29 protein-coding genes are annotated in these 26,934 nt (G+C 39.6%); 16 read left to right on the forward strand and 13 right to left on the reverse strand.

The window, feature by feature from the left end; all coding sequences use genetic code 11:
* The first annotated feature begins 48 nt into the window (after window positions 1–48).
* Entirely contained in the window at window positions 49–1,005 is a 957-nt protein-coding gene (locus U2P89_RS06655; RefSeq protein WP_322190992.1) for a S8 family serine peptidase, read from the forward strand.
* Here U2P89_RS06655 and U2P89_RS06660 read toward each other — a convergent pair.
* The 5 genes from U2P89_RS06660 to U2P89_RS06680 all read right to left on the reverse strand — a co-directional run bounded on the left by U2P89_RS06660 (window position 994) and on the right by U2P89_RS06680 (window position 4,733).
* Complete coding sequence (locus U2P89_RS06660) at window positions 994–2,019, reverse strand: AAA family ATPase (protein WP_091906540.1); 1,026 nt, start codon at window positions 2,017–2,019, stop codon at window positions 994–996. The genes U2P89_RS06655 and U2P89_RS06660 overlap by 12 nt on opposite strands.
* A gap of 121 nt (window positions 2,020–2,140) precedes the next feature.
* The gene (locus U2P89_RS06665; protein WP_322190993.1) at window positions 2,141–3,304 is read right to left on the reverse strand and encodes a nuclease-related domain-containing protein; all 1,164 of its coding nucleotides are present in this window, start codon (window positions 3,302–3,304) and stop codon (window positions 2,141–2,143) included.
* Window positions 3,305–3,308: 4 nt separating this feature from the next.
* Window positions 3,309–4,163 (reverse strand): reverse transcriptase family protein, encoded by an 855-nt coding sequence (locus U2P89_RS06670; RefSeq protein WP_091906542.1) that lies wholly within the window; start codon window positions 4,161–4,163, stop codon window positions 3,309–3,311.
* Window positions 4,138–4,434, reverse strand: coding sequence for a helix-turn-helix domain-containing protein (locus U2P89_RS06675; RefSeq protein WP_091906544.1), 297 nt, complete (start codon window positions 4,432–4,434; stop codon window positions 4,138–4,140). The genes U2P89_RS06670 and U2P89_RS06675 overlap by 26 nt, the downstream gene beginning before the upstream one ends.
* Window positions 4,435–4,514: 80 nt before the next feature.
* Window positions 4,515–4,733, reverse strand: coding sequence for a hypothetical protein (locus U2P89_RS06680; protein WP_091906545.1), 219 nt, complete (start codon window positions 4,731–4,733; stop codon window positions 4,515–4,517).
* Between the two features lie 794 nt (window positions 4,734–5,527).
* Between U2P89_RS06680 and U2P89_RS06685 the strand changes: the two genes are divergently transcribed.
* A complete protein-coding gene (locus tag U2P89_RS06685; protein ID WP_091906547.1) occupies window positions 5,528–5,842 on the forward strand; it encodes a hypothetical protein in 315 nt (104 codons plus the stop codon).
* A gap of 138 nt (window positions 5,843–5,980) precedes the next feature.
* Here U2P89_RS06685 and U2P89_RS06690 read toward each other — a convergent pair whose 3' ends face one another.
* Together U2P89_RS06690 and U2P89_RS06695 are read right to left on the reverse strand one after the other, a co-directional pair.
* Complete coding sequence (locus tag U2P89_RS06690) at window positions 5,981–6,178, reverse strand: hypothetical protein (RefSeq protein WP_091906549.1); 198 nt, start codon at window positions 6,176–6,178, stop codon at window positions 5,981–5,983.
* Window positions 6,179–6,222: 44 nt separating this feature from the next.
* The gene (locus tag U2P89_RS06695; protein WP_091906550.1) at window positions 6,223–7,545 is read right to left on the reverse strand and encodes an AbiH family protein; all 1,323 of its coding nucleotides are present in this window, start codon (window positions 7,543–7,545) and stop codon (window positions 6,223–6,225) included.
* Between the two features lie 238 nt (window positions 7,546–7,783).
* Here U2P89_RS06695 and U2P89_RS06700 point away from each other — a divergent pair, with 238 nt between their 5' ends.
* The 5 genes from U2P89_RS06700 (at window position 7,784) to U2P89_RS06720 (ending at window position 11,074) form a co-directional block, all read left to right on the forward strand.
* On the forward strand, window positions 7,784–8,632 hold the full coding sequence (locus U2P89_RS06700; RefSeq protein ID WP_091906552.1) for a hypothetical protein: 849 nt from the start codon (window positions 7,784–7,786) through the stop codon (window positions 8,630–8,632).
* Window positions 8,633–8,635: 3 nt separating this feature from the next.
* Complete coding sequence (locus tag U2P89_RS06705; protein ID WP_139298036.1) at window positions 8,636–8,968, forward strand: hypothetical protein; 333 nt, start codon at window positions 8,636–8,638, stop codon at window positions 8,966–8,968.
* A 96-nt stretch (window positions 8,969–9,064) separates the two neighbouring features.
* Complete coding sequence (locus U2P89_RS06710) at window positions 9,065–10,150, forward strand: hypothetical protein (protein WP_322190994.1); 1,086 nt, start codon at window positions 9,065–9,067, stop codon at window positions 10,148–10,150.
* Window positions 10,151–10,158: 8 nt separating this feature from the next.
* Entirely contained in the window at window positions 10,159–10,494 is a 336-nt protein-coding gene (locus U2P89_RS06715; protein WP_322190995.1) for an STAS-like domain-containing protein, read from the forward strand.
* Entirely contained in the window at window positions 10,475–11,074 is a 600-nt protein-coding gene (locus tag U2P89_RS06720; protein ID WP_091908708.1) for a hypothetical protein, read from the forward strand. The genes U2P89_RS06715 and U2P89_RS06720 overlap by 20 nt, the downstream gene beginning before the upstream one ends.
* A gap of 577 nt (window positions 11,075–11,651) precedes the next feature.
* On the opposite strand, the gene U2P89_RS06725 is transcribed toward U2P89_RS06720, so the two are convergent.
* The 3 genes from U2P89_RS06725 to U2P89_RS06735 form a co-directional block, all read right to left on the reverse strand.
* Window positions 11,652–12,053, reverse strand: a complete 402-nt coding sequence (locus U2P89_RS06725; protein ID WP_076930322.1) for a DUF2442 domain-containing protein — start codon at window positions 12,051–12,053, stop codon at window positions 11,652–11,654.
* Window positions 12,054–12,653: 600 nt separating this feature from the next.
* A complete protein-coding gene (locus tag U2P89_RS06730) occupies window positions 12,654–13,193 on the reverse strand; it encodes a cupin domain-containing protein (protein WP_092025387.1) in 540 nt (179 codons plus the stop codon).
* Between the two features lie 91 nt (window positions 13,194–13,284).
* On the reverse strand, window positions 13,285–13,797 hold the full coding sequence (locus U2P89_RS06735) for a Crp/Fnr family transcriptional regulator (protein ID WP_322190996.1): 513 nt from the start codon (window positions 13,795–13,797) through the stop codon (window positions 13,285–13,287).
* A gap of 6 nt (window positions 13,798–13,803) precedes the next feature.
* Here U2P89_RS06735 and U2P89_RS06740 point away from each other — a divergent pair, with 6 nt between their 5' ends.
* The 8 genes from U2P89_RS06740 (at window position 13,804) to U2P89_RS06775 (ending at window position 21,476) form a co-directional block, all read left to right on the forward strand.
* Window positions 13,804–14,064, forward strand: coding sequence for a DUF6448 family protein (locus U2P89_RS06740; protein WP_322191053.1), 261 nt, complete (start codon window positions 13,804–13,806; stop codon window positions 14,062–14,064).
* Between the two features lie 450 nt (window positions 14,065–14,514).
* Entirely contained in the window at window positions 14,515–15,114 is a 600-nt protein-coding gene (locus tag U2P89_RS06745) for a TetR/AcrR family transcriptional regulator (RefSeq protein ID WP_322190997.1), read from the forward strand.
* Window positions 15,115–15,248: 134 nt separating this feature from the next.
* The gene (locus tag U2P89_RS06750; protein ID WP_322190998.1) at window positions 15,249–16,532 is read left to right on the forward strand and encodes a TolC family protein; all 1,284 of its coding nucleotides are present in this window, start codon (window positions 15,249–15,251) and stop codon (window positions 16,530–16,532) included.
* 36 nt (window positions 16,533–16,568) lie between these two features.
* A complete protein-coding gene (locus tag U2P89_RS06755; RefSeq protein ID WP_092025390.1) occupies window positions 16,569–17,486 on the forward strand; it encodes an HlyD family secretion protein in 918 nt (305 codons plus the stop codon).
* Window positions 17,479–18,378 (forward strand): ABC transporter ATP-binding protein, encoded by a 900-nt coding sequence (locus U2P89_RS06760; RefSeq protein ID WP_092025394.1) that lies wholly within the window; start codon window positions 17,479–17,481, stop codon window positions 18,376–18,378. The genes U2P89_RS06755 and U2P89_RS06760 overlap by 8 nt, the downstream gene beginning before the upstream one ends.
* Window positions 18,379–18,424: 46 nt before the next feature.
* The gene (locus tag U2P89_RS06765) at window positions 18,425–19,162 is read left to right on the forward strand and encodes an ABC transporter ATP-binding protein (RefSeq protein WP_076930306.1); all 738 of its coding nucleotides are present in this window, start codon (window positions 18,425–18,427) and stop codon (window positions 19,160–19,162) included.
* Complete coding sequence (locus U2P89_RS06770; protein WP_322190999.1) at window positions 19,162–20,268, forward strand: ABC transporter permease; 1,107 nt, start codon at window positions 19,162–19,164, stop codon at window positions 20,266–20,268. The genes U2P89_RS06765 and U2P89_RS06770 overlap by 1 nt, the downstream gene beginning before the upstream one ends.
* Window positions 20,269–20,339: 71 nt before the next feature.
* Window positions 20,340–21,476: an ABC transporter permease gene (locus U2P89_RS06775; RefSeq protein ID WP_322191000.1), complete on the forward strand. Its 1,137-nt coding sequence runs from the start codon at window positions 20,340–20,342 to the stop codon at window positions 21,474–21,476.
* A gap of 31 nt (window positions 21,477–21,507) precedes the next feature.
* Here U2P89_RS06775 and U2P89_RS06780 read toward each other — a convergent pair whose 3' ends face one another.
* The 3 genes from U2P89_RS06780 to U2P89_RS06790 form a co-directional block, all read right to left on the reverse strand.
* Window positions 21,508–23,142 carry a PAS domain-containing protein gene (locus U2P89_RS06780; RefSeq protein WP_092025506.1) on the reverse strand — a complete coding sequence of 545 codons (1,635 nt, stop codon included), beginning with the start codon at window positions 23,140–23,142 and terminating at the stop codon, window positions 21,508–21,510.
* 273 nt (window positions 23,143–23,415) lie between these two features.
* Complete coding sequence (locus U2P89_RS06785; protein ID WP_322191001.1) at window positions 23,416–25,065, reverse strand: CotH kinase family protein; 1,650 nt, start codon at window positions 25,063–25,065, stop codon at window positions 23,416–23,418.
* A gap of 37 nt (window positions 25,066–25,102) precedes the next feature.
* Window positions 25,103–25,930, reverse strand: a complete 828-nt coding sequence (locus tag U2P89_RS06790; RefSeq protein ID WP_322191002.1) for a tetratricopeptide repeat protein — start codon at window positions 25,928–25,930, stop codon at window positions 25,103–25,105.
* Between the two features lie 80 nt (window positions 25,931–26,010).
* On the opposite strand from U2P89_RS06790, the gene U2P89_RS06795 reads away from it, so the two are divergent.
* Window positions 26,011–26,934, forward strand: a complete 924-nt coding sequence (locus U2P89_RS06795) for a mechanosensitive ion channel family protein (RefSeq protein ID WP_322191003.1) — start codon at window positions 26,011–26,013, stop codon at window positions 26,932–26,934.

Raw genomic sequence — 26,934 nt, forward strand, 5'->3', positions numbered from 1 at the left:
ATGATATAAAAATAAAACCGGCAAATATTGAGTTTTTGTCGGTTAATAGTGAAAAACTATTTCAAACCTGATGTAATTGAAAGTGGTGGAGATGTAGGATACTATAGTGAAAACGTTTTGGATTGGATGGATGAACCAGCACTTACTCTACTATCAGCACGTCCAGAAATAGGTGTGACACCAGATGCAGGGACAAGTTATGCAACCCCTTTAGTTGCTAATCTTGCAGCTAAAATTATAAAGAATTATCCTGGTCTATCAAATGAAAGTGTCAAGGCTCTCATTATAAATGGGGCATCACTAAATTTGATACAATTTGCCTCTAATGTTTCTAAACTAATAAACAGAGTTGCAGGGAATGGCTTGGTTGATGAATTTAAAAGTTTGTATTCTGATGAAAATTCGGCAACATTAATTTTGGAAGATACCATTGAAAATGGTAAAATCAAAATTTATCCTATCAACTTTCCAAGATACTTAGTGGAAGATGATTTAGGAAAGAAACGAGGAATTTTAAAAATTACTGCTGCACTATGCTTTAAGTTCTTGCCGATTAAGAACAATCAGCTTTCTTATAACCCTATCCATATGGCTTTTAGTATTTTCAAAAATCAGTCTGCGGAAGATATTATGAAGCCTGATGAAGAACTGAAATCCAAATTGAGGTCAAACTTATCTTGGTCTGAAAATGGTAGATATGTTTCAAAGCCGTTACCATATTCCAATACTCAAAAAATATCATTAAATGTGAGCATAGATGATTTGAATAATGAAGCGAATACTTTCAGATTAGCTATTCACGCCAAATTATCTGAACAAATAGTTGGAGGATTACCCCGAAACTACCCTACAGAATTTCCCTTCTCTATTGTGTTGACTATTGAAGAGACTGTGAAAAACAGTACAGGAAAACTATATGATGAAATTCAGTTAGTAAATCATATTGAAGCAATCCAGGATATTAGTATCGACACAGGATTAGAAGCGGAAGCATTAGATATTTAATGATAGCTTTTCTGCTTCAACTAGTTTCTGCCAAATAGCAGTATCTATTTTGGCAGATAGTATTTTTTGTGGTTCTTTGGTAGCAAACAAAGTTCTTTTAATAGCAGTGATTAGTGTCTTTTGGATACTATAATAAGAAAGCCCAACGCAGTGTTTTATAATTCTGTTTGCTGCGGCTTTATTATCGAACTTGAAATTACCATTTTGCAATACCAAATCAATTAACTTTTTGACTTCTACTTCATTAGGCAGCTGAAATTCGATAATATTGTCAAATCTTCTTAATAAAGCGTCATCCAACATATCTTTCTGATTTGTTGCTGCAATGACGATGCTACTTTGAGGAAGATAGTCAAACAATTGGAGAATAGTATTGACAACCCGTTTCATTTCTCCGTGATCTTGACTGTAATCCCGGATTTTACCTAAACTATCAAACTCATCCAAGAAAATAATACAATCTTCAAGGGCAGCTTTCTTAAATATTTTGGATAGATTTTTACTTGTTTCCCCTAATTTAGAAGACACGATTGCACCTAAATTAATAACAACCATCATCTTTTCTAATTCACCTGCAATAATATAGGAAGCTAAAGTTTTTCCACAGCCTGATGGGCCATATAATAGCAGTTTGTTGGAAACTGGTAATCCAAATTGTTGTAGTACATCTATCTTCTGATGTTCTTCTATGAAAAACATCAATTCGTTATATACCTTTTCATTTGCAATAATGTTATCTAAGGTATAATCAGAAGTTATTTTCTCTAAAATCAATTCAGAGATTTCTTTATCTTCAATTCTATTTAGATATGCTTCCGAACCGACTTTTGTTAGTCCATTCGTTTTTTGAGTTCTTAAAGCATCTTTCAGAATGGATTGAAGCTGAATGGCAAAGTTTAGCTTTTTAGTTTTTTTTGAATGCTCAATTAACTCGTTCAGTACAGATAATAAGCGTTCTTGGTCATTTTCAAGACCATACTTTGCTATATCTTTTATGTAATCCAACTGTGCCATTTGCTGCAAAGGTAATTCTTTTTTATTTAATAAAAATATGGCAATCTATAAATTAAACAAGTAAATTTCTTATAAGTTTGATCTGAATTGTAAATTAACATTCATATAACGAAGTATTTGATTATTTTCTCATATCCTTACTGCGGCTTATACTGGGATTTTTAAAATATCCCAACTCTTGTTTAGCGGCTGCTATACTTTCCAACATTTTGTCATTCAGTTCCGGAATATCAAAATAGGCTATGTCGAATATATATTCATTTTCAGGACTTCTTCCGATTGAAATTCCAATAACTTTTGGAGCACTTTTATTTTCCTTTCTTGCTATCAAACACCTAAGTTGTAATTCTTTGTCTCTATTTTCCCAGTTTTTATGGTTTAAAGGCATAACAACATAAGAATGGTCACTATCCTTAAGAGGAGGTATCATCCGTCCTCTTACTTCCTTTTCAATCGCATCTATCAAACACATACCTAATTCCATTCTGTTTATTCGGGGTTCTAAGGCAATTATTCGTGTGGCTCGTTCTAAGTCGGATATTAAAGCATAGTCCCCTTTTTCTTTAATGTGAATAGTATGAAGTTGAGATACAATTTCATCCCATATATAGCTCTGTGGAATTTCCTTTTGCCAATATTCATAGTCAGGGCTTTTTACATATTCTTCCCACATACCCCCATCAAGAATAACAGTATCAGGCTCAAAATCAAATTCTAATGAAGTGCGGAGATAGAGCGCAAGAAAATCAACTTCCCTCGGAACCATAATAGTTTTGTTAACCAAAAATTTTTCTTTGGCTTTTAAGTAATTTACAAAATCAGTAATTGTATCCAATTCACTTAAAACAGTAAAAGTTGATTGTTCATCAAATACATGAACAAAACCGTTTCCAAAGTTTCCTGTTTCCAAAGGGTATTCACTTTTCCGCCCAAAAGCTATTGCAATTCTAAATATCTCTCGATTGGAATATGGAGGAAGCTGAATTTTAGTAACCCTATCTCTAAGCGTTATTTCATCGACATTCTTTAGAAACCTTTCTGCACCATATATTTGGTCAATAGAGCTTTGAATGGCTTTTTTCTGCCATCTTTCATACTGAATGTTTTCGTCTGAATGCTCTGAAACCTTAATATCTTTAATGGATATAATTATAACGGAGTTTTCACAAACCACCAGGACATCACACAGTTCCTTATTTTTCTTTCCTAAAGGACTTGGAAAGCTCCAGAACGGCAGGAAAGATTTCTCACATAATTCAGATACAAATTTTTCAGATGGGGTCATTAATCTATTCTTTTCTTATGTTCGTTTTTAAAATGTTGTTTCTATAATTTGTATAAGGTTTCATTGTTCCGTCAGGTAATGTTTTTTCCTCTTTTACCTTTGTAATAATTTTTTCAGGTGCGTCTATCTTGTTTAGATAGATTTTAATTCCTGTGACGGTTTGTGAACCACTGTAGAGTGTTTTACGTCTACTGATTTTTAAACCGCTTTGTAAAACAATTTCCAAGATTTCCCCAATGACATCCTGAAAATCTAATTGAGACGAAAAGGTTAAATCATCTATGTATCTTGTATAAGTGATATTGTGAGCATTACAAAACTCAATAAGCTTATAATCAGTCTTTAAAAATACGATGTTTGAAATATGCGTACTGGTTGGTGTACCTTGTGGCAATTCCCCTTTCCATGTTGTTAGCCGAGTTATGTAAAAAGCACATTGAGTATTAAAGCCTAACTCAATGAATGTATCATATACTCTCTGTGCTGTTATTGAGGGATAGAAATCTTGCAAATCGGTAGTTAGTATATATTTCTTTCCCTGATGTGGTTTAGCATTTGTGATATTGCTCCGCTTTTTAACACCACCATGCACATTATCAGGCAATTCTATTAAAGAAAGAATGCGATCTTTTATTTGCTTTTGAATTATTTTCAAAGGCATTTTTGATGGTCGTATTACTCTTTCTTTAATGGTCCCATCTTTATATCTCTTCGGTTGATTAGTCTTTTTGTCAATCTTTATTTCAGACCACTCGGTGTAATAGTTGTCAATCTCTTTGACAAAGTCATCCAGCTCTTTTCTTGATTTGCCGATAATTGACGGGAAATGTAGCTTACCTCTCCACTCTAAAGAACTCATTTATCAGAGATTTTACGGATGGGTTGATAATTTCAAAAGCCCTCCTTTTCTCGGGAGAAATGTCATCCTCATTTAGAGACAAGAAGAATAATATCGGTAATGGTAAATCAAGGTTTTTACTTATCTCTTTGAGCGTTGCCAGATTTGGTTCTTTGGCATTATTCTCTATTTGAGATAAGTAGGTTTGAGTGATACCACAACACTCGGCAAACTCTGTTTGAGTTTGCCCTCGTTGCTTTCTTATATCTTTGATTACTGTACCTAAATTCATCTTAGTTGATATTTAATGGAAGAATTTAAAGGGTGTCGGATGTATGTTTCTCGTAAAATCTGTTTCATAACTCAGTTGCATTAAATTAAAAACTCAGTAATTAGCTCAACGATATCAGCGATTTCCATTTGATAATGCTTATCCGTCAACCCTTTTTTTGTTCTTAACCTATTCAATTTAGCAACTGCCTCATTCAATAAATTAACGTCACTTTCCGAAAGAGAACACTGGCTCTTTAAGATGGTTTGTAATGTTTCTCTTAAACCATCGATGTTTTGAATACGTTGTACTCTGCTCATAATTGTAATTGAATTTAATTATTGGGACAATATTGTCCTGCTTCATTTACAATAGCCAATAACTAAATGCGTAGGCAATGTTCTCTATGCACCACTTTAAAATCCCTGCTTCTTTTTCAATAATATATAGAAGCATTCAAATCAATTCCATTAATATCTAATCTTCTGATATCCTTATATAATCTCTATCAGTTAGGTCTGATTAGGGATTGAGATATTTCGAGGGACAGACAGGACGATTGACCCGAAACCCCAGAGGGTTGTTTAAATAATTAAACAAAAAAAATAGAACTCCACTTAGTAATTGGCTTTCAAAACATCTTTTCAAAGAACTACGGTGCAAATATATAAAATATTTCTGACAGTTAATAAAAACAGTAGAAATATTTTAATTTTTTGTCAGTATTAATATTATTTACACATTTGCAGAAAATTTTTTAATCGTTATGATAAACATTAACGATATTCCAAAAAGTAAAGGCCCGACAAAAACAGACATGTCCAAGAGAATAGAAGCAGAGAAAGTCTTTACCGCATTTCGAGCACCGGAATGAGATGTTATCCGATTTGTCAAATAGCTCAGAGACAGGAACTCCTAAGCCCCGGCCAGTTTAGTAATATTGTCAAGTGTAAAATTGCCGGATAATATGCGGTACGATTTTAGAGACTAATGAAAAAGAATGATCTGTTCCGGTTAACGGAATCCAATATAACGCCTGTCCATAGCGATGGGCAGGATTAGAAGAGACAAAAACCAGCTCGCTTTATAACTCAAATTCAAAATTCTAAGTGTTATGGAAGATAAAGTAATCGAACAGATCATTATTAAAGCTTTCGAGATAGGCGTACACAATACGCTGAACGCTCTCGGTATTACCCATGAAATTGTAACAGAATCACAAGCTAAAAAAATATACAGTGCGCGCCTGATAACAGAATGGCGCCGCAAACGGTGGATTGTCGGATATCCGACAGGAAACCCGAAACGCGGCAAGGTATATTTCAAACGGACTGAATTAGAAACGGCAAGCCGGATGCTCGATATACAAAATATCATACCGGCAAACCGTATATTGGGAAATGATGAGGAAATCACTCCCCGCTTTTAGTAAGTATAAGAACCATACAAGAAACGGCTCATTTTTAACTGTTCTATGGAGGCACGATTGAAACATCGGCCTTATTAATCTTGTCAGAAAAAATGGTAAAAAAAGACGGCACCCCTCCCCGTTTTTTTTTATCTTCAATCATATAAGTATATTTTCTGGAATAGGATTACCTGATTCATCAGTTGCCGATTTATCAATAATAAGCGATCCCACGGGGACTAAGGCGACATTATTGCCATCTTCATCAACAATAGATGCATTTACGCCTCCCTCTATCAGCCTGTCACCATTTACGTAGTAAGATTTACCATTAAACACCACTAAATAAGTTTTCATAAATCGAATTATTATTAAAAGTTATTTCACAAATATACAATTTATTATTTTGACCCCGTTAGTGGCTCGCAATATGCTTTGTTTACCACTTTATCCCGTAAAGATGCCTTATTCTTAAAATGACGTGATATATTTCTTACAAGGTCGCTGTAATTATCGCTACCATCTTCTTTTTTGTGATAGAATGGCTTTATGGACACGCAATTATCGTGATTAAAAAGTGTACTTAACAGAGTTCTATCGGATAGTCCGCACGAATGGCCAAATATGAATATTTGGAAATAATCACTATCGATATATTCCAATAGCCTCTTATAGTTATCCGTTTCATGGTATCTGGTGCTTTTGATATTCTCCAAATACTTATTGTCATCCAGATTCTCAATTTTACTATAATCTTCATCAATCTCATCTCCGAATCCAAAAATTATTGGATTATTGTTTCTATTTAGTTTCCCGTGAATATATATATCCTCTGTATTGATGAAAGGCTGATTATCATGCAATTTCTGGAAACTTCTATTATATTCATAAATTTCCTTTTTATATATCTCAGGGGTGGATGTGTAGTTGAAATTAACAAAAAGCAGATTATTAAGTAGTAAGTCAGGAAAACAATCCGTAGAAACAGGCGTATTTAAAATTCTTTCTATACCTCTTTGATTTATACGTTCCCGATCTTTAAATTCTCTTTTAATATTCTCATCACTTTTTTTTAACGGATCATCCTCACTATTTACAATCGATGAAATGTATTTAATTTTATCCCGAATATATTGTTTTTTGTAGGTCTGGGTAAAATCACGGAATCCAAATTCAGAAACTATTCTGTTGAATATGTCTGGCTTAAATAAGTGCGGAGGTATTTGGATGTTGTATAAGTAATCAATCAAAAGTTGTTTAATTCTCTCAAAATCTCTATTTAGATCTTCAATACTAAAGTATTCTTGAGATTGAAACGTTTTACTCTTTACTTTTAGTCTATTATTCAAACACTCTTTCAGAGCACGATAGAACTCTTTTTCTATATCTACCCAATTATTTAAACTGCAGCTATCGGAAATTCTTTTAAAAAAGAGATTTTTCAATTCAACGTTAACATCTTTTCTGAGCGATACTCTTCTACATATTTCTTTATATGTCATCTCCTCAATATCAGAAAAAGCATTTATAGGATTACCCTGGAAAGGATCGTGGCTTTTGGTAATATAATTAATATTAACACTATCATCAGAAAATGTACCCGGTTTAGATTCCTTTAGATGCTTTGCAATATTACTCCAATAATCATCAATAAAATCTTTGTAACTCGTTTTTAAACCATGAGCCAAATCAAAGCCGTTTCCGATTAAAATAATGCGATTCATGTATAAAATTAATCCTTTTAAATAGTGATTCAACAAAGGTACATTTTATTTCAAATGCTCCCTTCCTTTTCGATAGCTTCTTTTACACTTCGAACAATAACAACGCTAAACCGAGCGATGTACTTCGATTGATCATAGGGTTGTCACAGAAACTTTTTCCTTTAAAAAAATAAAGGAGTTGTCTTTTTAGACGGGAAATGTTTATTTTTGCTTTTTACGAATTTTAGGTGCAGAAAATATGAGAATAAAAGATATCTTTAGAAATGAGCCAAAGCTTGAACCTTTGTTTAATGACCTAAAAGGGTTGAGCATCGATGAATTTCTTGAATCTAGAAATTTCAAAAATTTCTGCATTAAAAATAGCTTTGAAGGTAAGTGGAATTCGTATTTCGATTTAGCCCGTGTAAATAATAGAATTATTGCGGCAAATTTTGATTTTACACCAATGTATCGTGACAATGCTTTTGCTTTTTTGATGAATGATTTTTATTCGAATAATATTTATGCTTTTTTTATCTTTATCAAATTGTTTCTATACGAATACAAGCAATGGGAGGGTGAATATATTGATCTTCATAATATCATCGAAGATTTAGAAATAATTGGATGTCCTAAAGAAATTATATCAGCTGTATCGACTATAAATAATGAAGGTGAGAAATTAACCTTTTCAATAACTCTACCTAGAACAATAGGGAATGTTCAAAAATTGGAAGAATCTATTCAGCTGATGGATTTATCCATAAAAGATAGAAAATATAGTTTAACGATGACCTATGCTTATTCCTGCTTGGAAGGATTATTTAAAGCATACACGTTAAAGTTAATTCCCGCTAAGTCCAATATAGATAAGTTAAATCAATTAGCCAAAATTGTTCGAGACGATATTATTGATAGTTTTAAAGAAAAAGGAATTGATTATCCAGAACAAATAATAAATTTAATAACAACGATGACCAACGCAATATCAAATGCAAGAAATGAGTTTAGTGATTCTCATTTTGATAAGAATGCAGATAAATGGCTAGCGCAATTTGCTCGTGATTCGGTATATTCTATAGGTAGACTAATCTTAAATCTTATGTGAAGTATGAAAAAGATTTTGGTTGTAATGATGGCTGCAATGGTCATATTGATAATAGGCGGTTGCGAATCGAACAGGGTGAAAGAAAACAGGAAAACCTATATGGATTTTCTCAAAAGTATGTCGGATGCCCCGGAATTTCTAAAGATCATTAGTGAGAAAGTAAACGATGACACCCCCTCCAATATGTATTTTGTCGTTGAATTTGAAACGAAATATTGCGGAAGAGAATTAAGAGATAAGGTTAAGATTGAATTTCTCGGAGATTTGATGCATAGATTCGATGGTGTATGGCCGGATAAATACAAAGCCGCATTTCTTATTGATATAATAAAATAGTGCCGCTCGAAAAGAGGACACTATTTAGATCTGAGCTAAACGATCCAGATGCAATAGATACTAAATTATAGTAAAAATGATTTTCAGATACCCAATATGAGAAAAAATGATTCTGGTAGAAAAAAAGTTATCAAAAGACTCGCCGAAAAGTCTTTTAGAAGAAAACTACGTTCAAAGTACAAGAAAAAGCTAAAGAACAAACAATTATTAGGTGTAAAAAAACAGCAGCGAAAAGAAAAAAATATAAAGCAGAATCTTCAACAACAATTTATTGATTATAAACACATAAAGGCGCCTGTCATTTTTTCTCTGACTCAAAACACTGAAGCATCATTAGCCTTCATAGGTAAAATTGAAGAATGCTTTGAAAAAAAGAAAAAAGTTTTTGTAAATCTCGAAAAAGTGGAAATAATTGCACATGGAGCAATTGTTACATTGTTATCAATAATGATAAAATTTAAAGCAAATAAAATACGTTTCAATGGTAATTTTCCTAAAAACAAGAAGGCTGAAGCAAATTTAAGAAAGTCTGGATTCTTTAAATATCTTTATGAGAATGATTTTGAAGAGCAAGATGAATATTATTTTGAAAACGAAATATGCACACATGCAAAAAAGAAAGTTGATTCTCTACTATCTGATGAAATAATAAAAAAGGTAAGTAAATTTATTTGGAAGGAAGAACGCAGATGCACAGGTTTACAAAGAGTGTTTATAGAATTAATGCAAAATACGAATAATCATGCTTCAAATACAGCAAAAGGAGAACATCATTGGTGGGCAACAACGTATTATTCAAAAGAAGATAACAAAGTTTGTTTTGCCTTCATAGATTATGGGGTAGGTATATTGAAAAGCTTGGAAAGTAATAAAGAAGGGCATAAGTTCTTTGGGGTTATCCCTAAGATTAAACAGCTATTTAATCCTTCGACAAATGCAGAAATATTAAAATTATTGTTGAATGGAGATGTTCACAAAACAGCTACTGGTCAATATTATCGAGGTAAGGGTTTACCTGGAGTTTTTGATGCTTGTAAAAGCAACAAGATTTCGAATTTGGTTATTATCTCTAATAACGCCATTGCAGATTGCACAAATAATAAATATGAAAGTTTAAACAATAAATTAAATGGTACATTTGTATATTGGGAGTTAAATGCAAATAATGTCAACATTAAATAGATAAAGATATGAAAATCAAGATTGCATCTGATTTTAGTAGAATTCCTGGAGCGAGATTTCCGGAAGAGGGTGATTTTTCCGGACAACAATTCCGTCAAGAAATTCTTTTGCCAAAGTTAAAAGAAGCAATAGACATTAAAGAAATATTAGAAATAGACCTTGACGGTACGGCAGGTTTGGGCACTTCATTTTTAGAAGAATCTTTTGGAGGACTCATAAGAATTGACAATTTAAATTATCAAGCTATTATCGACACTATCAAATTTGTTTCTAATGATGACCCTGAATATATAGAAGAGATTAATAACTATCTAAAAGAAGCCGATGAGAAAGAAGGTAATTAATACCATTGTATTTATAGTAGTTTTTTCAATAGGAATAACTTTTGGGAAATTATTGAATTGGGGATACTTCGAACTTTCCAAAGAAATAAGCGTTGTCGATTCTCTCTCATTATTTATTACAATCGGTTTAGCAATATATATCACTAAAATTTTAGAGAAAGAAGTACAAGATATTAGAATTGAGAAAGAGTTATATATTGCAAAAATAACCGAATTAGAGGAAAGTCTAAAAAGTTTTGACGTTCTGATCGAAGAACACGAAATTATTTATAACAAAATAACTAATCGTATTCACTCTTGCCGGATAAAAAAGAACAGCATATTTGGAAACATTAAAGATAGTCTAAAGCAAATAAAAACAAGCGACATAGATTTGTTGGAAAAAGAAATAACAGATAAAATAAACTCTTTAAAGCGTCTTTTAACAGAGACTTCAGCAGTTCCAGATAAAATACCAGAATTATCTGTAAAAAAAGGAATTGCAACTTTTTCTGTAAGTAGGATAATTGAAATAAGTACTGAAATAAATGCGATTAATGAAAGTCTTTTTAAGATGAAAGTCAGGATAAATAATCTATAAAATTTAAGACTCTGCCATAAGTTTTTCCGTGAAAAGCAATGTCACTATTTTAATTTATGTATTTTTGTTATGATTTAAAATTGCTCTGATTAGGCTGGAAGTCTTTTAATCCAGTTCGATGTACCAAAAGGTTTTTCTACCTTTTTAATTTTCGAGCAGTCGTTTTGATTTGAGACTGTTTCCCATTGGGTTGATTTTCGTCCACTTCATACTGAAACGGACTATCTTTCAATTGATTAATACGTTTCAGATCTTCTAATAAAGAGTTCGAATTTGCTCCCGCCAGGTGTACTAACACAAAAGACAGTTAATTGATTATAAATTAATTGGCTTTTTATTTTTCTTCATTTGCCTGACATTTGCGCAACATCTATTCATAATGTCCATTTTTGGGCTATATTCTCCCGTATCACTATCAATTCAAAACATGTTATAAAACATATACGGGATAATCCCGCATTTACCCATTATTTTGGGGATTATAATGTCCGTGATAAGTACATTTAGATTTTTTCCATTTTGGGCGAAAACTACATCAGTATATATTTACTGCAAACGAAACGTTCCTTTCGCTGGGTCAGGCCTCAATCAGTTCCTGACCTACCTGCTTCACGACATTTATAATTTCCTTCTCCCGTTCTTTTGAAGGCTTTTTATTTCCGCTTATATAAGCAGCTAAAAGGCTTTGTTTCATCCCCAAGCGCCGGGCAATCGCCGACACATTCAGTTCGGGATGTTTGCGGAAAATCCTTGCAACTCCTACAGGTTCCGGATCATCGTAGAGAAAGCTGTCCAACGACATATCTTCGTCCACATCTTCCCAACGTATGCCGGAGTTGTCTATTTCGTAATTCTGCCGTTGTTCCGGGCTTGCATTCAGCAACCGCGGGTACCATAACAGCGATTGCCACAGTTCTCTTCCGTCATCAGTAAGGATGAAAATTTTTTCACCGTCAAACCATAATTTTTTAACTTTCATAGCAATACTTGTTTTAATCCGAATAATATTAAAAGCGTTGGCATAACTATTATATTTTCACACCACAAAGACAGGTTATAAAATTATAACCTGCAAATATTTTGTGAATCATTTTACATGAAATCCTTAGTTCTTACTATAATTTTATTCTCACCTTTTTAATTTTCGAGCTGTTGTGGGGCGCCAAAGAAAACGACAGATAAGATTTAAACAACTTTAATCATAAAGACACATAATTTTTGCAGACCTAAATTCCACACCGGAATGGAATTGAGAATAACTGGCTATATCAAAATGTACATACATTTGTACAGACATACAAAATTAAAAAGATGAAGATAATAACTACAAGAGAAATAGTCAGGGAAACAAAAACATATTTCGAACTGGCAGAAAAAGAACGGATTGCCGTCAAGAGAGGAAGAAAATATGTGAATCTGATTGTCACGGATGACCCTGACACAAAGTTTGTCAGTAAGGAATACGGTTCCTTTGAGAAATGGTTAGATCACCATCACCCAAAAACAAAGGACAAATGGGTGAAGTTGTTCAAAAAAACATTGCTCTTTATAGGAGACGAAATTGTAAACGAATTATTATTTAATGCCCGTGAGCGGCCTCGTGTGCCGCAATGCCTTCGGCTTGTGTCTGATGAACGGTACCGTGAGGGTGCTCTCCCGGGGCATAAATCGAGTAAACCTTTAATGGCTCATCTGAGTCGTTCACCAGGTTATGCCATTTTCCGGCAGGGATGAATATGGCAAAATCATGCTCCACCCGGGCTTCAAAGTCGAGGTTATCCTCCGTGTCTCCCATCATCATGATTCCCGTGCCGGCTTCCACACGCAGGAATTGATCGATATCGGGATGCATTTCCAATCCAATATCTCCTCCCGCGGGGATGCTCATCACGGTCATCTGCATATATTTTCCCGTCCAGATAGCCGTACGGTATGTTTCATTCCGGGTAGTGTACTCCTCGATATCAAACACGAATGGCTCCGGCCCGAAATCTTTGAATTCTACCTGAGCCGTTGTTTCAGGGGTTGTTTCCGCTGCCTGCCCTTGATCTGTTGTTCCCGTGCAAGCGGCCAAGAATAAAAGCGGAATAAAAGCGGTAAGTAAAATTTCTTTTTTCATTGAGTTTAATTTTTAATGGTTGATATTCAGCTGTTTTTGCAAATATACGAAGAAAAACGTTACGAGGAGTTCTTTCTTGAAAATCACCTAATCACTCCCTGATAAGCTGGTTCCGGTCAAGGATCTTAACCATGCGCCCTTCCAATTGAATAATCCCGTCCTCCTCCATCTCTTTCAGGGATCGGGCGAGCGACTGGCGCTGTACCCCGAAATACTCCGCCAGCTCGGTACGCGAACGTTTCAGCGTGAGCGTACCGTCCTCCGCGGTGGTCATCTCCAGAAAGTAGGTAGCCAGTTTCTTCCTCAGGCTTTTTAACGAGATCATCTGCAATTTGTTGGTAAGGAAAAGGGTAAAGTCGGCATTCATCGTGAGAAAGTTGGTCAACAGCTGTTTATTGTTGGCCATCTCATCCAGCCATGCTTCCTTCGAGATCTTCAGGAAGATGGCGGCCTCCACCGCGATCACATCTACCGGATAGTTGTTTTTTACTCCGTAGATAAACGAGGGGGTTAACGGGATGACCGCCTCCATGATATCGATATCCAACACGTTCCCTTCCATGGTGATCATCTCCGTCCGTACGCTGCCTTGTACCAATAGCATCACGAACTGGATGGGACTACCGCACACATCACTGTGATGAGCGATAAGGCGCTGGAAACCGGTGATTTTAGCGGGCTGCTAACAGCACTTAATAGGCATGTGAACCGGCAATTAACGGAAAAATACGAAAAAGCAGCTGCCTTATACCGAGTGAAGGATCGTTCCGTGGAAGAAGGGCGCCAGTACGTGGCTGCTTATGTGGACTATACACATGCCGTGGAAGCGGTACATGATATCTTAGAAGCTGGGGGGCACCACCATCATTAATTTTCATTCCTTTGGAATACAACGCGAAAAAACCGATGCTCGTGAACGAGTCATCGGTTTTTTGTAGCTTAGCAATAACCTTGTGGTGTTAATAACTAAAAAAAATCACGTTAAATAAATCAAATTTGATCTCATTTTTCAAATTCAACCGTATATTTGTAAGTGAATATTTACTTACATATAGTGTGATTTGAATATTACTATTTTCATTCGTTCATCCTAATGAGGATTCGGAAGGATAATAAAAGAGTAAAGATATGATAGAAAGAAAAGCAAGTTCTCTAATTCCGGGATAATGGTGAAAACGTTATTAACGCTAACCGACGACTGGCTGTTTAATTCGCTTTACTTGTTACCTCCGGTGTTTTGAAACACTACATAAATACGTACTGCAAAACTATGAGTAATAGAGGATTCTTGAAGATAAATTTTTAAACGCTAAATAAAAGAATGATGCTAATAAAGATGGATATTAAACCAAGGCAACTTGAGATTATTGAAGTAGCCGGAAAACTACTCACGAATTCCGGTATAAACGGCTTGACCATAAAGAACCTGGCCAATGAAATGAATTTCTCCGAAGGGGCCATTTACCGGCACTTCAAAAATAAGGAGGAAATTATACTTACCCTGCTCCGTTACTTGCATGAGAATGTGCAAAGAATCATCGGAGAGATCCCTAAAAGCGGTGATTTCGAGAAAGATTTCACCTCCCTCTTTGACAAACTAGCATGCTATTTTAAAGAGAATCCTCATTACGTGGTCGCGGTATTCTCTGAAGGGTTAATGGATGAAAGTGTCCGGGTGAGTGAGAAAATCATGCTGTTGATAGGCACGTTGATGAAGCACGTGCAATCGGTTATTAAAGAGGCACAGGAGCAGCAAATAATCATGGGTTTCCTCGCGTCTGAACAAATCGCACAAATAATTATCCCCTCTTTCAGGCATCAAATGTTCAAATGGAAAATGTCAAATTTTAAATCGGACATTGAACAAGACGTTGCATCCTTAACGCACACGTTTATAAAACTTTTGAAGGGAACTCGCTAAAGACGGAGTTGATTAGCGTTTGATCGAGCTCGAGTTATTGATAATTGACAACGCCGAACATAATTTGGACGGATTCGTCACCGGAGAAAAGATAAAGTTATAAAAATAAATCACTGCAATAAATGATTGTAAGTATGAGACTAAAAACATTTTTGTTACTCGCAGGGATGATCTGGATGCTTAGTACGGTCGCGGTGGGGCAGATCGTCACGCTGGATGAAATACAGCAGAAAGCGGAAGCCAATTACCCTGCCATTGCCCGGTACGGCATCATCGAGAAAACAAAGAACTACAGCATCGTGAATGCCAACAAAGCGTATCTTCCGCAAGGAACCCTGAGCGCGCAGGCTACCTGGCAATCCAATGTGCCCCATATTGATCTGGATTTCCCGGAAGGAATGCCGCCCCTCGAAATACCGGTACCCGATCAGGATCAATACCGTGTCATCGCCGAGCTGAACCAACTCATCTGGGACGGGGGCAATATTTCTGCCGGTAAAAAGAGCCTGCAAGCTCACGCGGAACTGGAGAGGCAGCAACTGGAGACGGAAATCTACGCCTTGCGGGAACGGGTAAATAACCTCTATTTCGGCATTCTGCTGATGAAGGAAAACCTGCAGCAACAGGCTATACTGGAGAATGAATTGCAACGCAACTACCACAACGTGCTCGCCTATATACAGAACGGGGTGGCCAACGAGGCCGATTTGAGTGCGGTAAAGGTAGAGCAACTGAAAGCAGGACAGAAACGTATTCAGTTGGAATCAACGCTTGAAGCGTATATTCGTATGTTGTCGGTACTGGCAGGAGAATCACTCGACCGAAGCATGGTTTTCGTGAAACCAACTCCCGATGACGAGTTGATTTCTCCCGTGATTAATCGTCCCGAATTGAAGATGTTTAACGCACAGGAGGCAGCGGTTGAAACACAAAAATCGCTATTGAAAGCAAGAAATATGCCGAAACTGGGTGCTTTCGCGCAGGGCGGCTACGGAAAACCGGGACTTAACATGTTCGACAATGATTTTTCTCCTTACTTCTTAGGGGGGATACGCCTTTCGTGGAACTTTGGGAATTTATACACGCTGGGCAACGATAGAAAGAAAATCGACCTTCAAAAGCAGTCGGTGGACATACAAAGAGAAACGTTCCTGCACAACTTGTCCGTCCAGATACCGCAACAGCAGGCAGAGATTGAACGATATAAAAAGACGATGCAGGACGACGACGAGATTATCCGCCACCAGACATTGATACGCGAAGCAGCCGAGGTGAAGGTAGAGAATGGTACCTTAACCGTCTCCGACCTGATGAAGGAGATCAATGCCGAAGAAGCAGCCAAGCAAGCCAAAACACTGCATGAAATTCAATACCTCATGGCAGTCTACGCGCTCAAACACACCACGAATCAACCCTGAAGCAGAATCAAATAAAGAATAGAAATAAAAAATCGTATGAAGACAAATCGTTACCTGTTACTGACAATTATGGCATCATCGTCCCTGTTCCTTCTTTCTTGTAGCAATGGCGACGAGGATTACGATGCCACCGGATCGTTTGAAGCCATGGAAGTCATCGTGTCGTCACAAGCAACCGGTCGCATACTGGAATTGAATGTGAACGAGGGAGAACAGTTACAAGCGGGTCAGGTAGTAGGCCGGATAGATAGTACCCAGCTCTATCTTCAGAAGATGAGCCTTCTCGCCAATGCGAAGGGGATTCGTGCCCAGCAACCCGACATCCGGAAGCAGACTGCGGCTATCCAAGAACAGATAAAAACTCTGGAACGGGAGAAAGTCCGTGTCGAACGATTGATTGCCGCCAACGCCGCCAACCGGAAACAGTTGGATGATATCGAGTCGCAAATGGAAGTGCTCCGGAGCCAACTCTCGGCACAAACGTCCACCCTCCGGAAAAGCAGTGAGAATATATCGGCACAGAGCTCAACCCTCGATATCCGGGTGGCTCAACTGGACGATCAATTGGAGAAGACACGGATCAGTTCTCCCATCTCCGGCACAGTATTAAACCGGTACGTGGAGGTAGGTGAACTGGCTACGATGGGGACTCCCCTCTTTAAAATTGCCGATATCCGTACCCTGTTCTTAAGGGCTTACGTGACCAATGATCAACTTGCACGGATCAGGCTGAACGATGAAGTGACCGTGCGGATAGACGATGGAGAAGGAGGGATGAGGTCGTATAACGGCCGGGTAAGTTGGATATCCGATAAATCGGAATTCACTCCCAAGACCATCCAGACCAAAAATGAACGTGCCAACCTGGTGTATGCACTAAAAATTGCCGTTCCGAATGATGGTTTTCTTAAGATTGGCATGTATGGTGAAGTAAAGTTCCCAAGGTATGATTGAAGTAAATAAACTGTATAAAAGTTATGGGAAACAGGGTAAAATCAATGCCCTGAATGGTATCTCTTTCACGGTGGATGAGGGGGAGATATTCGGCGTGATCGGCCCGGACGGGGCCGGTAAATCGTCGCTCTTCCGGATCATGGCTTCGCTCCTCCTGCCCGATAGCGGCACGGCAATTATGAACGGGTATGATGCGGTAAAGGATTACCGGAAGGTACGGCAGATCATTGGCTACATGCCGGGGCGATTTTCGCTCTACCAGGATTTGAGCGTGGAAGAAAACCTGACGTTTTTCGCTACCCTCTTCAATACCACCATCGAAGAGAATTACCTCCTGATCAAGGATATTTACCAGCAGATAGAACCATTCAAAAAACGTCGTGCCGGTGCCCTTTCCGGTGGAATGAAACAAAAGCTGGCACTGAGTTGCGCGTTGATCCATAAACCGGAGATACTAATTCTGGATGAACCAACCACCGGGGTGGATCCCGTCTCACGAAAGGAGTTCTGGGACATGCTGGGACGGCTGAAAGAACAGGGAATCATCATTCTGGTTTCCACGGCCTATATGGATGAAGCGAGTCGATGCGATCGAATCGCGTTAATACGGGAGGGAGAGTTTATCGCTACCGACACACCCCGGGCGATCATCGACAACTACCGGGAGATATTATGGTCGGTGGAAGGTACCCGCATGTCGGCCCTGTTGACAGCTTTGCGCGGCTACCCCGAAGTCAAGACCAGTTTCGCCTTTGGAGATAAGCACCATATCACCGTGGATGAATCCTTTCAACCCGATGCGTTGAGGTATTTCCTGGCGAATAAAGGGTTCCATGATGTGCGTGTAGAACTCGCCAAACCCACCGTGGAAGATTGCTTTATGGCAATGTGAGGGAGGTACGGTGTGGAACGTGAAAGCGAACTAAAAAGATATCATCATGAACAAAGTAATAGAAGTGTCGGGCTTGACCAAGAAGTTCGGCAATTTCACAGCCGTGGATCACATCACTTTTGATGTGACGGAGGGAGAGATTTTCGGGTTTTTGGGTGCCAATGGTGCCGGTAAAACCACCGCCATGCAGATGCTGTGCGGCATTAGTATGCCTACGGCCGGGGAAGGAACCGTGGCAGGCTACGATATCATTAAACAGAATGAGTCTATCAAACGGAATATCGGGTACATGAGCCAGAAATTCTCGTTGTACGAGGACTTGAAAGTTTGGGAGAACATCCGCCTGTTTGCCGGTATTTACGGTCTCAGCGACAAAATAATTGCAGAAAAGACGGATACACTGTTGAAACGATTGGATTTTGAACGGGAGCGCAACACGCTGGTGAAATACCTCCCGCTCGGGTGGAAACAGAAGCTGGCCTTCTCGGTAGCCATCTTTCATGAACCTAAAATCGTCTTTCTGGATGAACCTACCGGCGGCGTGGATCCGGCCATGCGAAGACAATTCTGGGAGATGATTTACGAGGCGGCCGACCAAGGAATCACTGTTTTTGTGACCACGCACTATATGGACGAAGCGGAATACTGCAACCGGGTATCCATCATGGTGGACGGGCGTATCGACGCGCTCGACTCACCGGCGGCGCTGCGCCATCAATTCAAGGCTGACTCCATGGATGAAGTATTCCGCCAACTGGCACGTAAAGCAGAAAGGGGGGACTAATGAAGCAATTTCTCGCATTTGTAAATAAAGAGTTCTATCATATCATCCGGGATAACAGAACGTTACTCGTGATACTGGGGATACCCGTGGTACAGATACTGTTATTTGGCTTCGCCATCAACATGGAAGTACAGGATATTCGTGTGGCAGTGTATGATCCTACTCCTGATGCTTTCACGACCGGTATCGCGGAGCGTATACAACAGAACGCCTACTTCACCTATCTGGGGAACGTGCATTCCATGAACGAGATGGAGGAGTCGATGCGAAAAGGGGAACTCGAATTGGCCGTGGTGTTTCAACAAAACTTTCAGGAAAACCTGGTTCATTCGGGTGACGCGGCTGTCCAGTTACTCTCTAACAGCTCTGATCCCAACCGGGGATCCATCGCGGTAACCTACGCTACCGCGATCATTACAGGGTATCAACAGGAACAAATGGGCATTGGGCGGATACCTTTTCAGATTCAAACCGAGAACCGGATGATTTACAATCCCCTCATGAAATCATCCTACATGTTTGTCCCCGGCATCATGGGACTGGTGCTGATGATTATTTGTACCATCATGACATCGGTTTCCATTATTCGGGAAAAGGAGCGCGGTACCATGGAGGTACTTCTCGCATCGCCGCTGAAACAGGGAACCATGGTCTTTGCCAAGACTATTCCCTACATGTTCATATCCATTATTAACCTGATTATTATTCTCCTGCTGAGTTACTTTGTGCTGGGAGTACCCGTCAATGGCAGCCTCTTGCTGCTCTCGTTGATCTCTGTCATCTACATTCTGCTAACATTGTCATACGGGTTGACCGTCTCCACGATAGTGGATAAACAGATCAACGCGGTCATCGTTTCGGCTATCACGGCAATGATTCCCGTGCTGATGCTCTCGGGAATGATCTTTCCCGTCGACAGCATGCCCCGGGTGTTGCAAGCACTATCTACCGTAGTGCCTGCCCGATGGTTTATCGCGGCTGTGCGAAAAGTGATGATTGAAGGACAGGGGTTTATCATGGTTTGGAAAGAGGTACTCGTGATGATCGGAATGACTCTTTTTTTACTGGGAATCACCATTATGAACACCAAGAAAAGATTGGAGTAACTGTTGAACGTTTCACTTTGCATCCTCGAAACGTTCAAAAATTCAAAGTAGAATGCTGATAGCTGAAAGATATGAAAACATTGAAATTCTTAATAGAAAAGGAGTTTAAACAGATGTTCAGGAATCCGTTGATTCCAAGGTTGATTGTGCTGTTTCCCACCATGGTGTTGCTGGTCTTCCCATGGGCGGTAAGTTTTGAAATAAAAAACATTAAAATTGACGTGGTGGATCACAGCAAAAGCGTCTACTCCAAAAGGCTGACGGATAAAATCGCCGCTTCACACTACTTTATCCTGAACGATACCCCACCCGATTACCGGACAGCCATGATGAATATGGAGCATGGCGAAACAGATATGATCCTGGAGATTCCCTCTTCGTTCGACGTGGATCTGGTAAAGAACAGGGCATCCGGCGTGGGTATGGCAGTCAATTCGGTCAACGGTACGCAGGGGCTGTTGGGCAGTAACTACATCATGCAGATTGTGAACGATTTTTCGTCGGAACTGCGCGGTGAACTGATGCACACACTACCCGCACAATCCAGAGCTGCCATAATGCGGATGCCCCGGATAAACATTGTTCCGCAATACAAATTTAACCCCGCGTTGGACTATAAAAGTTTTATGATCCCCGGTTTCATGGTGCTGTTGCTTACCATCATATGCGGTATTTTGCCCGCGTTGAACATCGTGATGGAGAAAGAGAACGGTACCATCAACCAGATCAATGTCACCCCGGTAAGCAGGATCAGTTTTATTCTGGCCAAACTGATTCCTTTCTGGGTTGTCGGCCTGGTTGTAATGATCATCTCCGTTTCGGCGGCATACCTGATATACGGCCTTTGGCCGGCCGGAAGTGTCGTGGCAGTGCTTTTCTCTGCCATTGTCTTTATCTTCTCCATATCGGGCCTGGGAATTATCATCTCAAATTATTCCGAAAATATGCAGCAGGCAAGCTTTCTGGTGATGTTCTTTATCCTGATCCTGATTCTGCTGGGAGGTATGTTCACACCCGTCTCAAGCATGCCGGGCTGGGCACAAGCAATTGCATCCATCAACCCGTTTAACTACCTGACAAAGACCTTCCGCATGCTTTACCTGAACGGCAGCACATTGGCTGATGTCTCCGGGAACCTGTTGATGCTGGGACTCTTTTCGGTCATGTTGAATGGGTGGGCAGTAGTTAGTTACAAAAAAAGGGGGTGATTCTGACGTGATAATTCGTAGTCCGGGCAACTTAATAAGTCGCTACAAGATCTTGTATTTTATCAATCAGTTCCTGCTGAGGCATACCCGATTGTTCACTCATCATTTTGAGCGTGGCGATAGGCAATACAACCCTTGCCATTGGGCTCTTCAGCATGGAAAATCGGGGATTTATACCGGGTAAATCATCCTTTAGCTGAGGGTATCGTTGGAGCAATGATTTTAGTTTGGTTTCAGCAGTAATAACAATTGGGCCATCACCACCGTTTAGATCATCATCGTTTTCTCCGTTTCCGATCTCATCGTTCTTGTAACTTTGATGGTTTTGAGTGCTTTGATAGCTTTGATCACTTTGGATGACACCTACCTTTTCTCCCCCATTCTGCTGTTGCTGCACCTCTTCCCAAGTAAGCAGTCTCCGCTCACCTTCGAGCTGTCGGATATGGGTACAATCCTGCATCATCTCCATCACTCCCCTGAAGGTCCCGTCTTTGTCTCTTACCGCTACATAAACGATGTAAATAAAAAGGCCCGGTTTGTTGATCCAAAATTCCGCTTTACTTTCCTTGCCGCTACGGAATTTCTCAATGATCTCCTCCACCATATGCAAACTTTTGGGCGGATGGCAATTACGCACCTCTCTCCCGATAACGCCCTTGCTGCGGGGAAAAACGCGATGAGCGGTATCGGTATAGAATTTCACGAGATCGTTTTCGTCTACGAAAGAGATGTCCACGGGTAAGTGGCGGAAAAGGAGGTTTATCTGCTCGAGTGTAAGTTTACCTTCGGCCACATCGAGTACTTTCTCCTTGGGGTCTGTCTCTATATTTTGTCCATACTTTGCCAGCAACGCAGCCAGGTCGTCCATCAAACCGGTTTGCTCTGCTACAGGTTTCGCTTCTTCAGGAGATGTACGTTGATTGAGATCGGGCATATCGATCAGGAAGAATCCGATTTCCCTGTCACCCGATTTCATCTCCTCAAATTCCTCTTCCGGAATCAGTTTCAATGAAGTCGGATAGAGGATCAGTTCTTCTTTCTCCATCAGGTCTCTCAGGTCGACGGTCATCTGCCTGTAAGCATCGAAAAAGAATTCCGGGTTTACATCTCCATTCCGCAAAATCTCCAATGCACTGTTCATCTCATCTCGTATCTCGTCGTCATATACCCACATCGTGGTAGAAGGACGGTCAAACCCTTTCCTCTCCAACGCAGAATAGAGTTGGTTCTGTTTGCGGCTGAAATGAACTTTATATTGTATAATCTGCTCCATCAACTCCAACCAGGGATTCAGTATAAACGGCTTTTGGGCCAATTCATCTCCCCTTTGGAGCAATTCCTTCATTTTTTTATTTTCCCGCCGGTAAGCATCGATAGGATGACCGTACGGAAGACCGGGCTCATCAGCCTGGATCAATCCGTCAAATACCTCCAGTATAGTACGTACATCTTCGTTACGGCATTCGTCGGGATCCTCGTCCTTGAACATCTGTTCGGCGGCGGCAAACTCTTCGGGCGAAATTCTCCCCACTTCACTTTTTACACGATTTTTCGCTTCATCGAGTGACAACACTCCTTTATCATACTGTTGCTTGATATGGAGCATCCGTTGGAGTTTATTCTGGTCTAAACTCTCAAATGTTGTATTGGTTATTTTCTCTTGCATAATAAAAATAGGTTTTGCCGGAGCATCTTTTGTTTTGCGCTGTGATAATTGATTTGTCATACAAAAGGCTCTCTTGTGGACTCTGCCGGTTTTGTACTCCTTTACAAAACAAAATTACAGAATCCGGAGGGTGTTTACAATCACAATAAATAGCTATTTTTCAGGTAAAACATCCCTATTTTTAGGGATATGGTATGATCTGATATTCAATCAGCCATTGCTAATTGTTAATTAGCAATGGCTGATCTATGACAGAGAAAAACCGGGGTATAGTTATAATCCATTTATATTTGTATCCAGCCATTGGAGGCGTTTTTCCACAAAATCCACAAAAAAGTTGACTTCAGCAGCATAGGATCCTCTGATTATCTTTGTATTCCATTCGGGTTTTGTGATGCTCCATCCGGCGCCTCCGGGTTTCGGACTAAAATTCTTTTTTTGTGCATCCTGTAATGCGAGAGCATGGTCCCTGATAAAACCGGGGATTTCATCCAGTCCGGGTTTCAGTTCGTTCCACCGTTTTTTTAATTCTGCCACAAAATAGGGATCTTTAAACAATTGATCAAACCAGGGCGATTGAGTTTTAATAAACCAGCCATCAGGTCCCGCGGAAGTAGCTCCCTGTTCCCAAGTGATATGGTCGGCATTACCAAAGGCGATATCAAAGTCCCATACTAACGGCATCTCGATTTTTCCGTTCCTGCGAATAGCCATATAACAACTGCCCCGCATATTGCCGTCCACATTCTTGGCAAGCTCCTGCACTATATAATATTTAATGAACGACTCTACATCAATATACTTGCGATAGCCATTTTCGGGATCCCTGAAGTTATCCGAATATAAAACCCGTTCAGCCGTGTTGAAATAATCCCTTACATAGTCAAACTGGGCATCTGTCGGGTTATCCGGATCTTTAAACATGATTGGCAACCCATCATTTAGTTTTGGATAAATCTTGTTTGTCCTGAATTTTTTCGGTTCATCATAATGAAAATCTAATTCAAGAAAATAACCTCCGGTCAACGCTTCACCCTCATTGTCGGAGTCTCCCACCAACTCCATATCAAGCCTTTCTTTCGAAACCTTTACATGCTCTGTCAATGCATATACTCCCTGGTATGTTCCGTTCAGGTAAAAATCGACGCTGATAGATGCAGGAGTCCAGCTCATTTCGGCTATTTTTGCTATTTCAAAAGCAGTAATGTTTCTCAATAATGTTTTGTCCGTATGATTGGCAAGAAGCGCCCAGTCTTTGTCGTTACTCATACCTAAAAGGGATACCTTATTGTCCAGCTTTACGCGGTACGGTTTTTTATCCATTCCCCATGTTGAGTTTCCCCTCCCTCTTATTCCGGCTGTTGATGTAACAGGGTCTCCATCAGTATAATATTTATCAATATCCTCAACCCTGACCGTTGAATTAACATAATTCTCCTTATCCAGAATAGGTGCACCTCCTGTTGTATTGACATACACTCTTGGTATACGTGGCAGATTCTTTATAACGGTAACAGTATAATCAGTTTTTGTCCCGTCTTCAGCAATAACACTATAAACGACCGGCTCGCTGAAATCATTTTTTGTAACATCACTGACCTGTTCAACATCACCTATTTTCACTGATGCACCCGAATAGGTAAATGTAGCGATCAAACCGTCAGGTGATACACTGTAAGGGATTGATACGGTTATATCTGTACCTGATCTCATAACCGATACAGTTTCTTCTAAATCTTCATTGAATTTTGGATGGAAAGTAAATGAGTCGAGTTGGGAGATAGAGGATAACTCTTCCGTCCGATTATCCGAACAGGAGATAAAAAATGAGAATAATGCGAAGTACAAGAGTATTATTCCTGCAGTATAGGTTTTGACGGACTTTATCTGTTCCCGTTTTTCTTTGGCATGTAAGTAAATCATAATTTATATATTAACATTGTAGCCTCTCGGTTGTTTTTTATTCCGTTTTTTTCAGCCAATCATTCACTATATCGGTATCGTATCCCAGTTCTTTGGCTTTCCTGAAATCGGCACGGGCAGCTATTTTATCGAATTGCGCAAGACGGACCCGCCCCCGAAGAATATAAAAATAGGGATTTCCTTTCTGAGATCCTTCCACAGCCCGTAAATCAGCCGACGCCCTGAATATCTGATCGGTGTTCACATAACATTCCGCACGGTTCAGATAAAAGCTGGGATCAACTTTAGAAGAAGATTGTATCAGTCCGGTATAAACCTGCTCTGCAGCTTCCCAATTATCATCCAGCTTATAAAGCAATGCTTTGCTCAGTTTCGTATACATATTGTCCGGATCTATCGCATCCGACGCCTTGAAATCATCCTCTGCTTTAGCTCTCTCATTCTTTTCAAGAAAAAGCAGACCTCTCCGGTAATAGGCTTCCACATCCTCCGGATAGTTACGGATAAGGGTGTTATAATCCTCCATCGCCTCATCAAACCGTTCCATATCGCACAAAAGGGAAGCCCGGTTGTGCAATACTACATCGGGCAACGGATTATTTCCCATGGAGGCGGTAAATGAAATATATGCATCATCATAGAGCCCCAATTGCCGTTGCAGTATTCCGAGATTGAGTAGTAAAACGGGATTATTTTCATTTGCCGGTTCCAGCGCCATCGCCTTTTGCAGTGCCACTGCAGCACTATCGAGCCTGTTTTGCTCGATATGGTTGGCTGAGCGGTCTACCCATCCCATATAATCCAACGATTGTGCCGAAAGTACGTAAGCAAAGAAATACAATATAACCGTAAAAATAATCTTCATTCTGTTTATTATATAGATATCAATCACAAAAATAACTGTTTTTTTGTACTTTTGCGATGTTACACTGTTTAAAAACTAAAATGATGACGCTGCTTCAGATATCATTGCCTACCGACAGCATTTTTGTGCCACGCTCACCTAATGATCCCTCTTTCGGTCAACTGATCAAAGAAGGCAGGTACGATCACGTACTGGACAACATACTCGCATGGGGGATTGACCTGATAGTGAACATACTTATTGCGATTGTGCTGTTTATCATCGGTCGTTTTTTAATCACGAAGATTGACAATTTTGTGGCAAAGATCATGCGGAAGAGCTCGATCGACAACACGCTGAAAGGATTTATAAGCAGCGTACTGCAGACGTTCCTTTTTATTGTCTTGTTCATGATCATCATTAATTCCGTGGGAGTAAAAACCATCTCCATCGCCGCTATTATCGGTACGGTGGGATTGGCCATAGGGCTTGCCATGAAAGACAATCTCTCCAATTTTGCGGGCGGAGTAATGATTCTCCTGAGTAAACCTTTCAGAAGCGGCGATTACATCAGGGCACTGAACTTGGAGGGAACGGTCGAGAGGATCGGTATTATGCATACCATATTGAGGACCGGTGATAACAAAACGATTTACATACCCAACGGGCCACTGTCGACCGGAAACATCATCAACAATAACAGCCTCGATGGAACCCTTCGCACGGAAATTATCGTCAATGTGGATTACGGCTGCAATGTGGATGAAGTAAAAGAGTTGCTGTTACAAATCGCCGCCCGGCATCCAAAGGTATTGAAACAACCCGTGCCTTTTGCAAGGATGTCCAAGATCAACCCCACGTCCCTTGAATTCGTTTTCCGGGTATGGGCGAAGAAAGGAGACCTGGCCGATGTGAACCACGATCTGAGTGAAACTGTTTACAAACAATTTTACGAAAAGGGAATGATCAGTTCAATACCACGTATGTCGGTCTATCTTACAAAAGAGGAGGAAAAGCCTGTATAG

Origin of the sequence: Proteiniphilum sp. (assembly GCF_034331125.1) — a bacterium.
In the GTDB taxonomy this organism is placed as follows: Bacteria; Bacteroidota; Bacteroidia; order Bacteroidales; family Dysgonomonadaceae; genus Proteiniphilum; species Proteiniphilum saccharofermentans.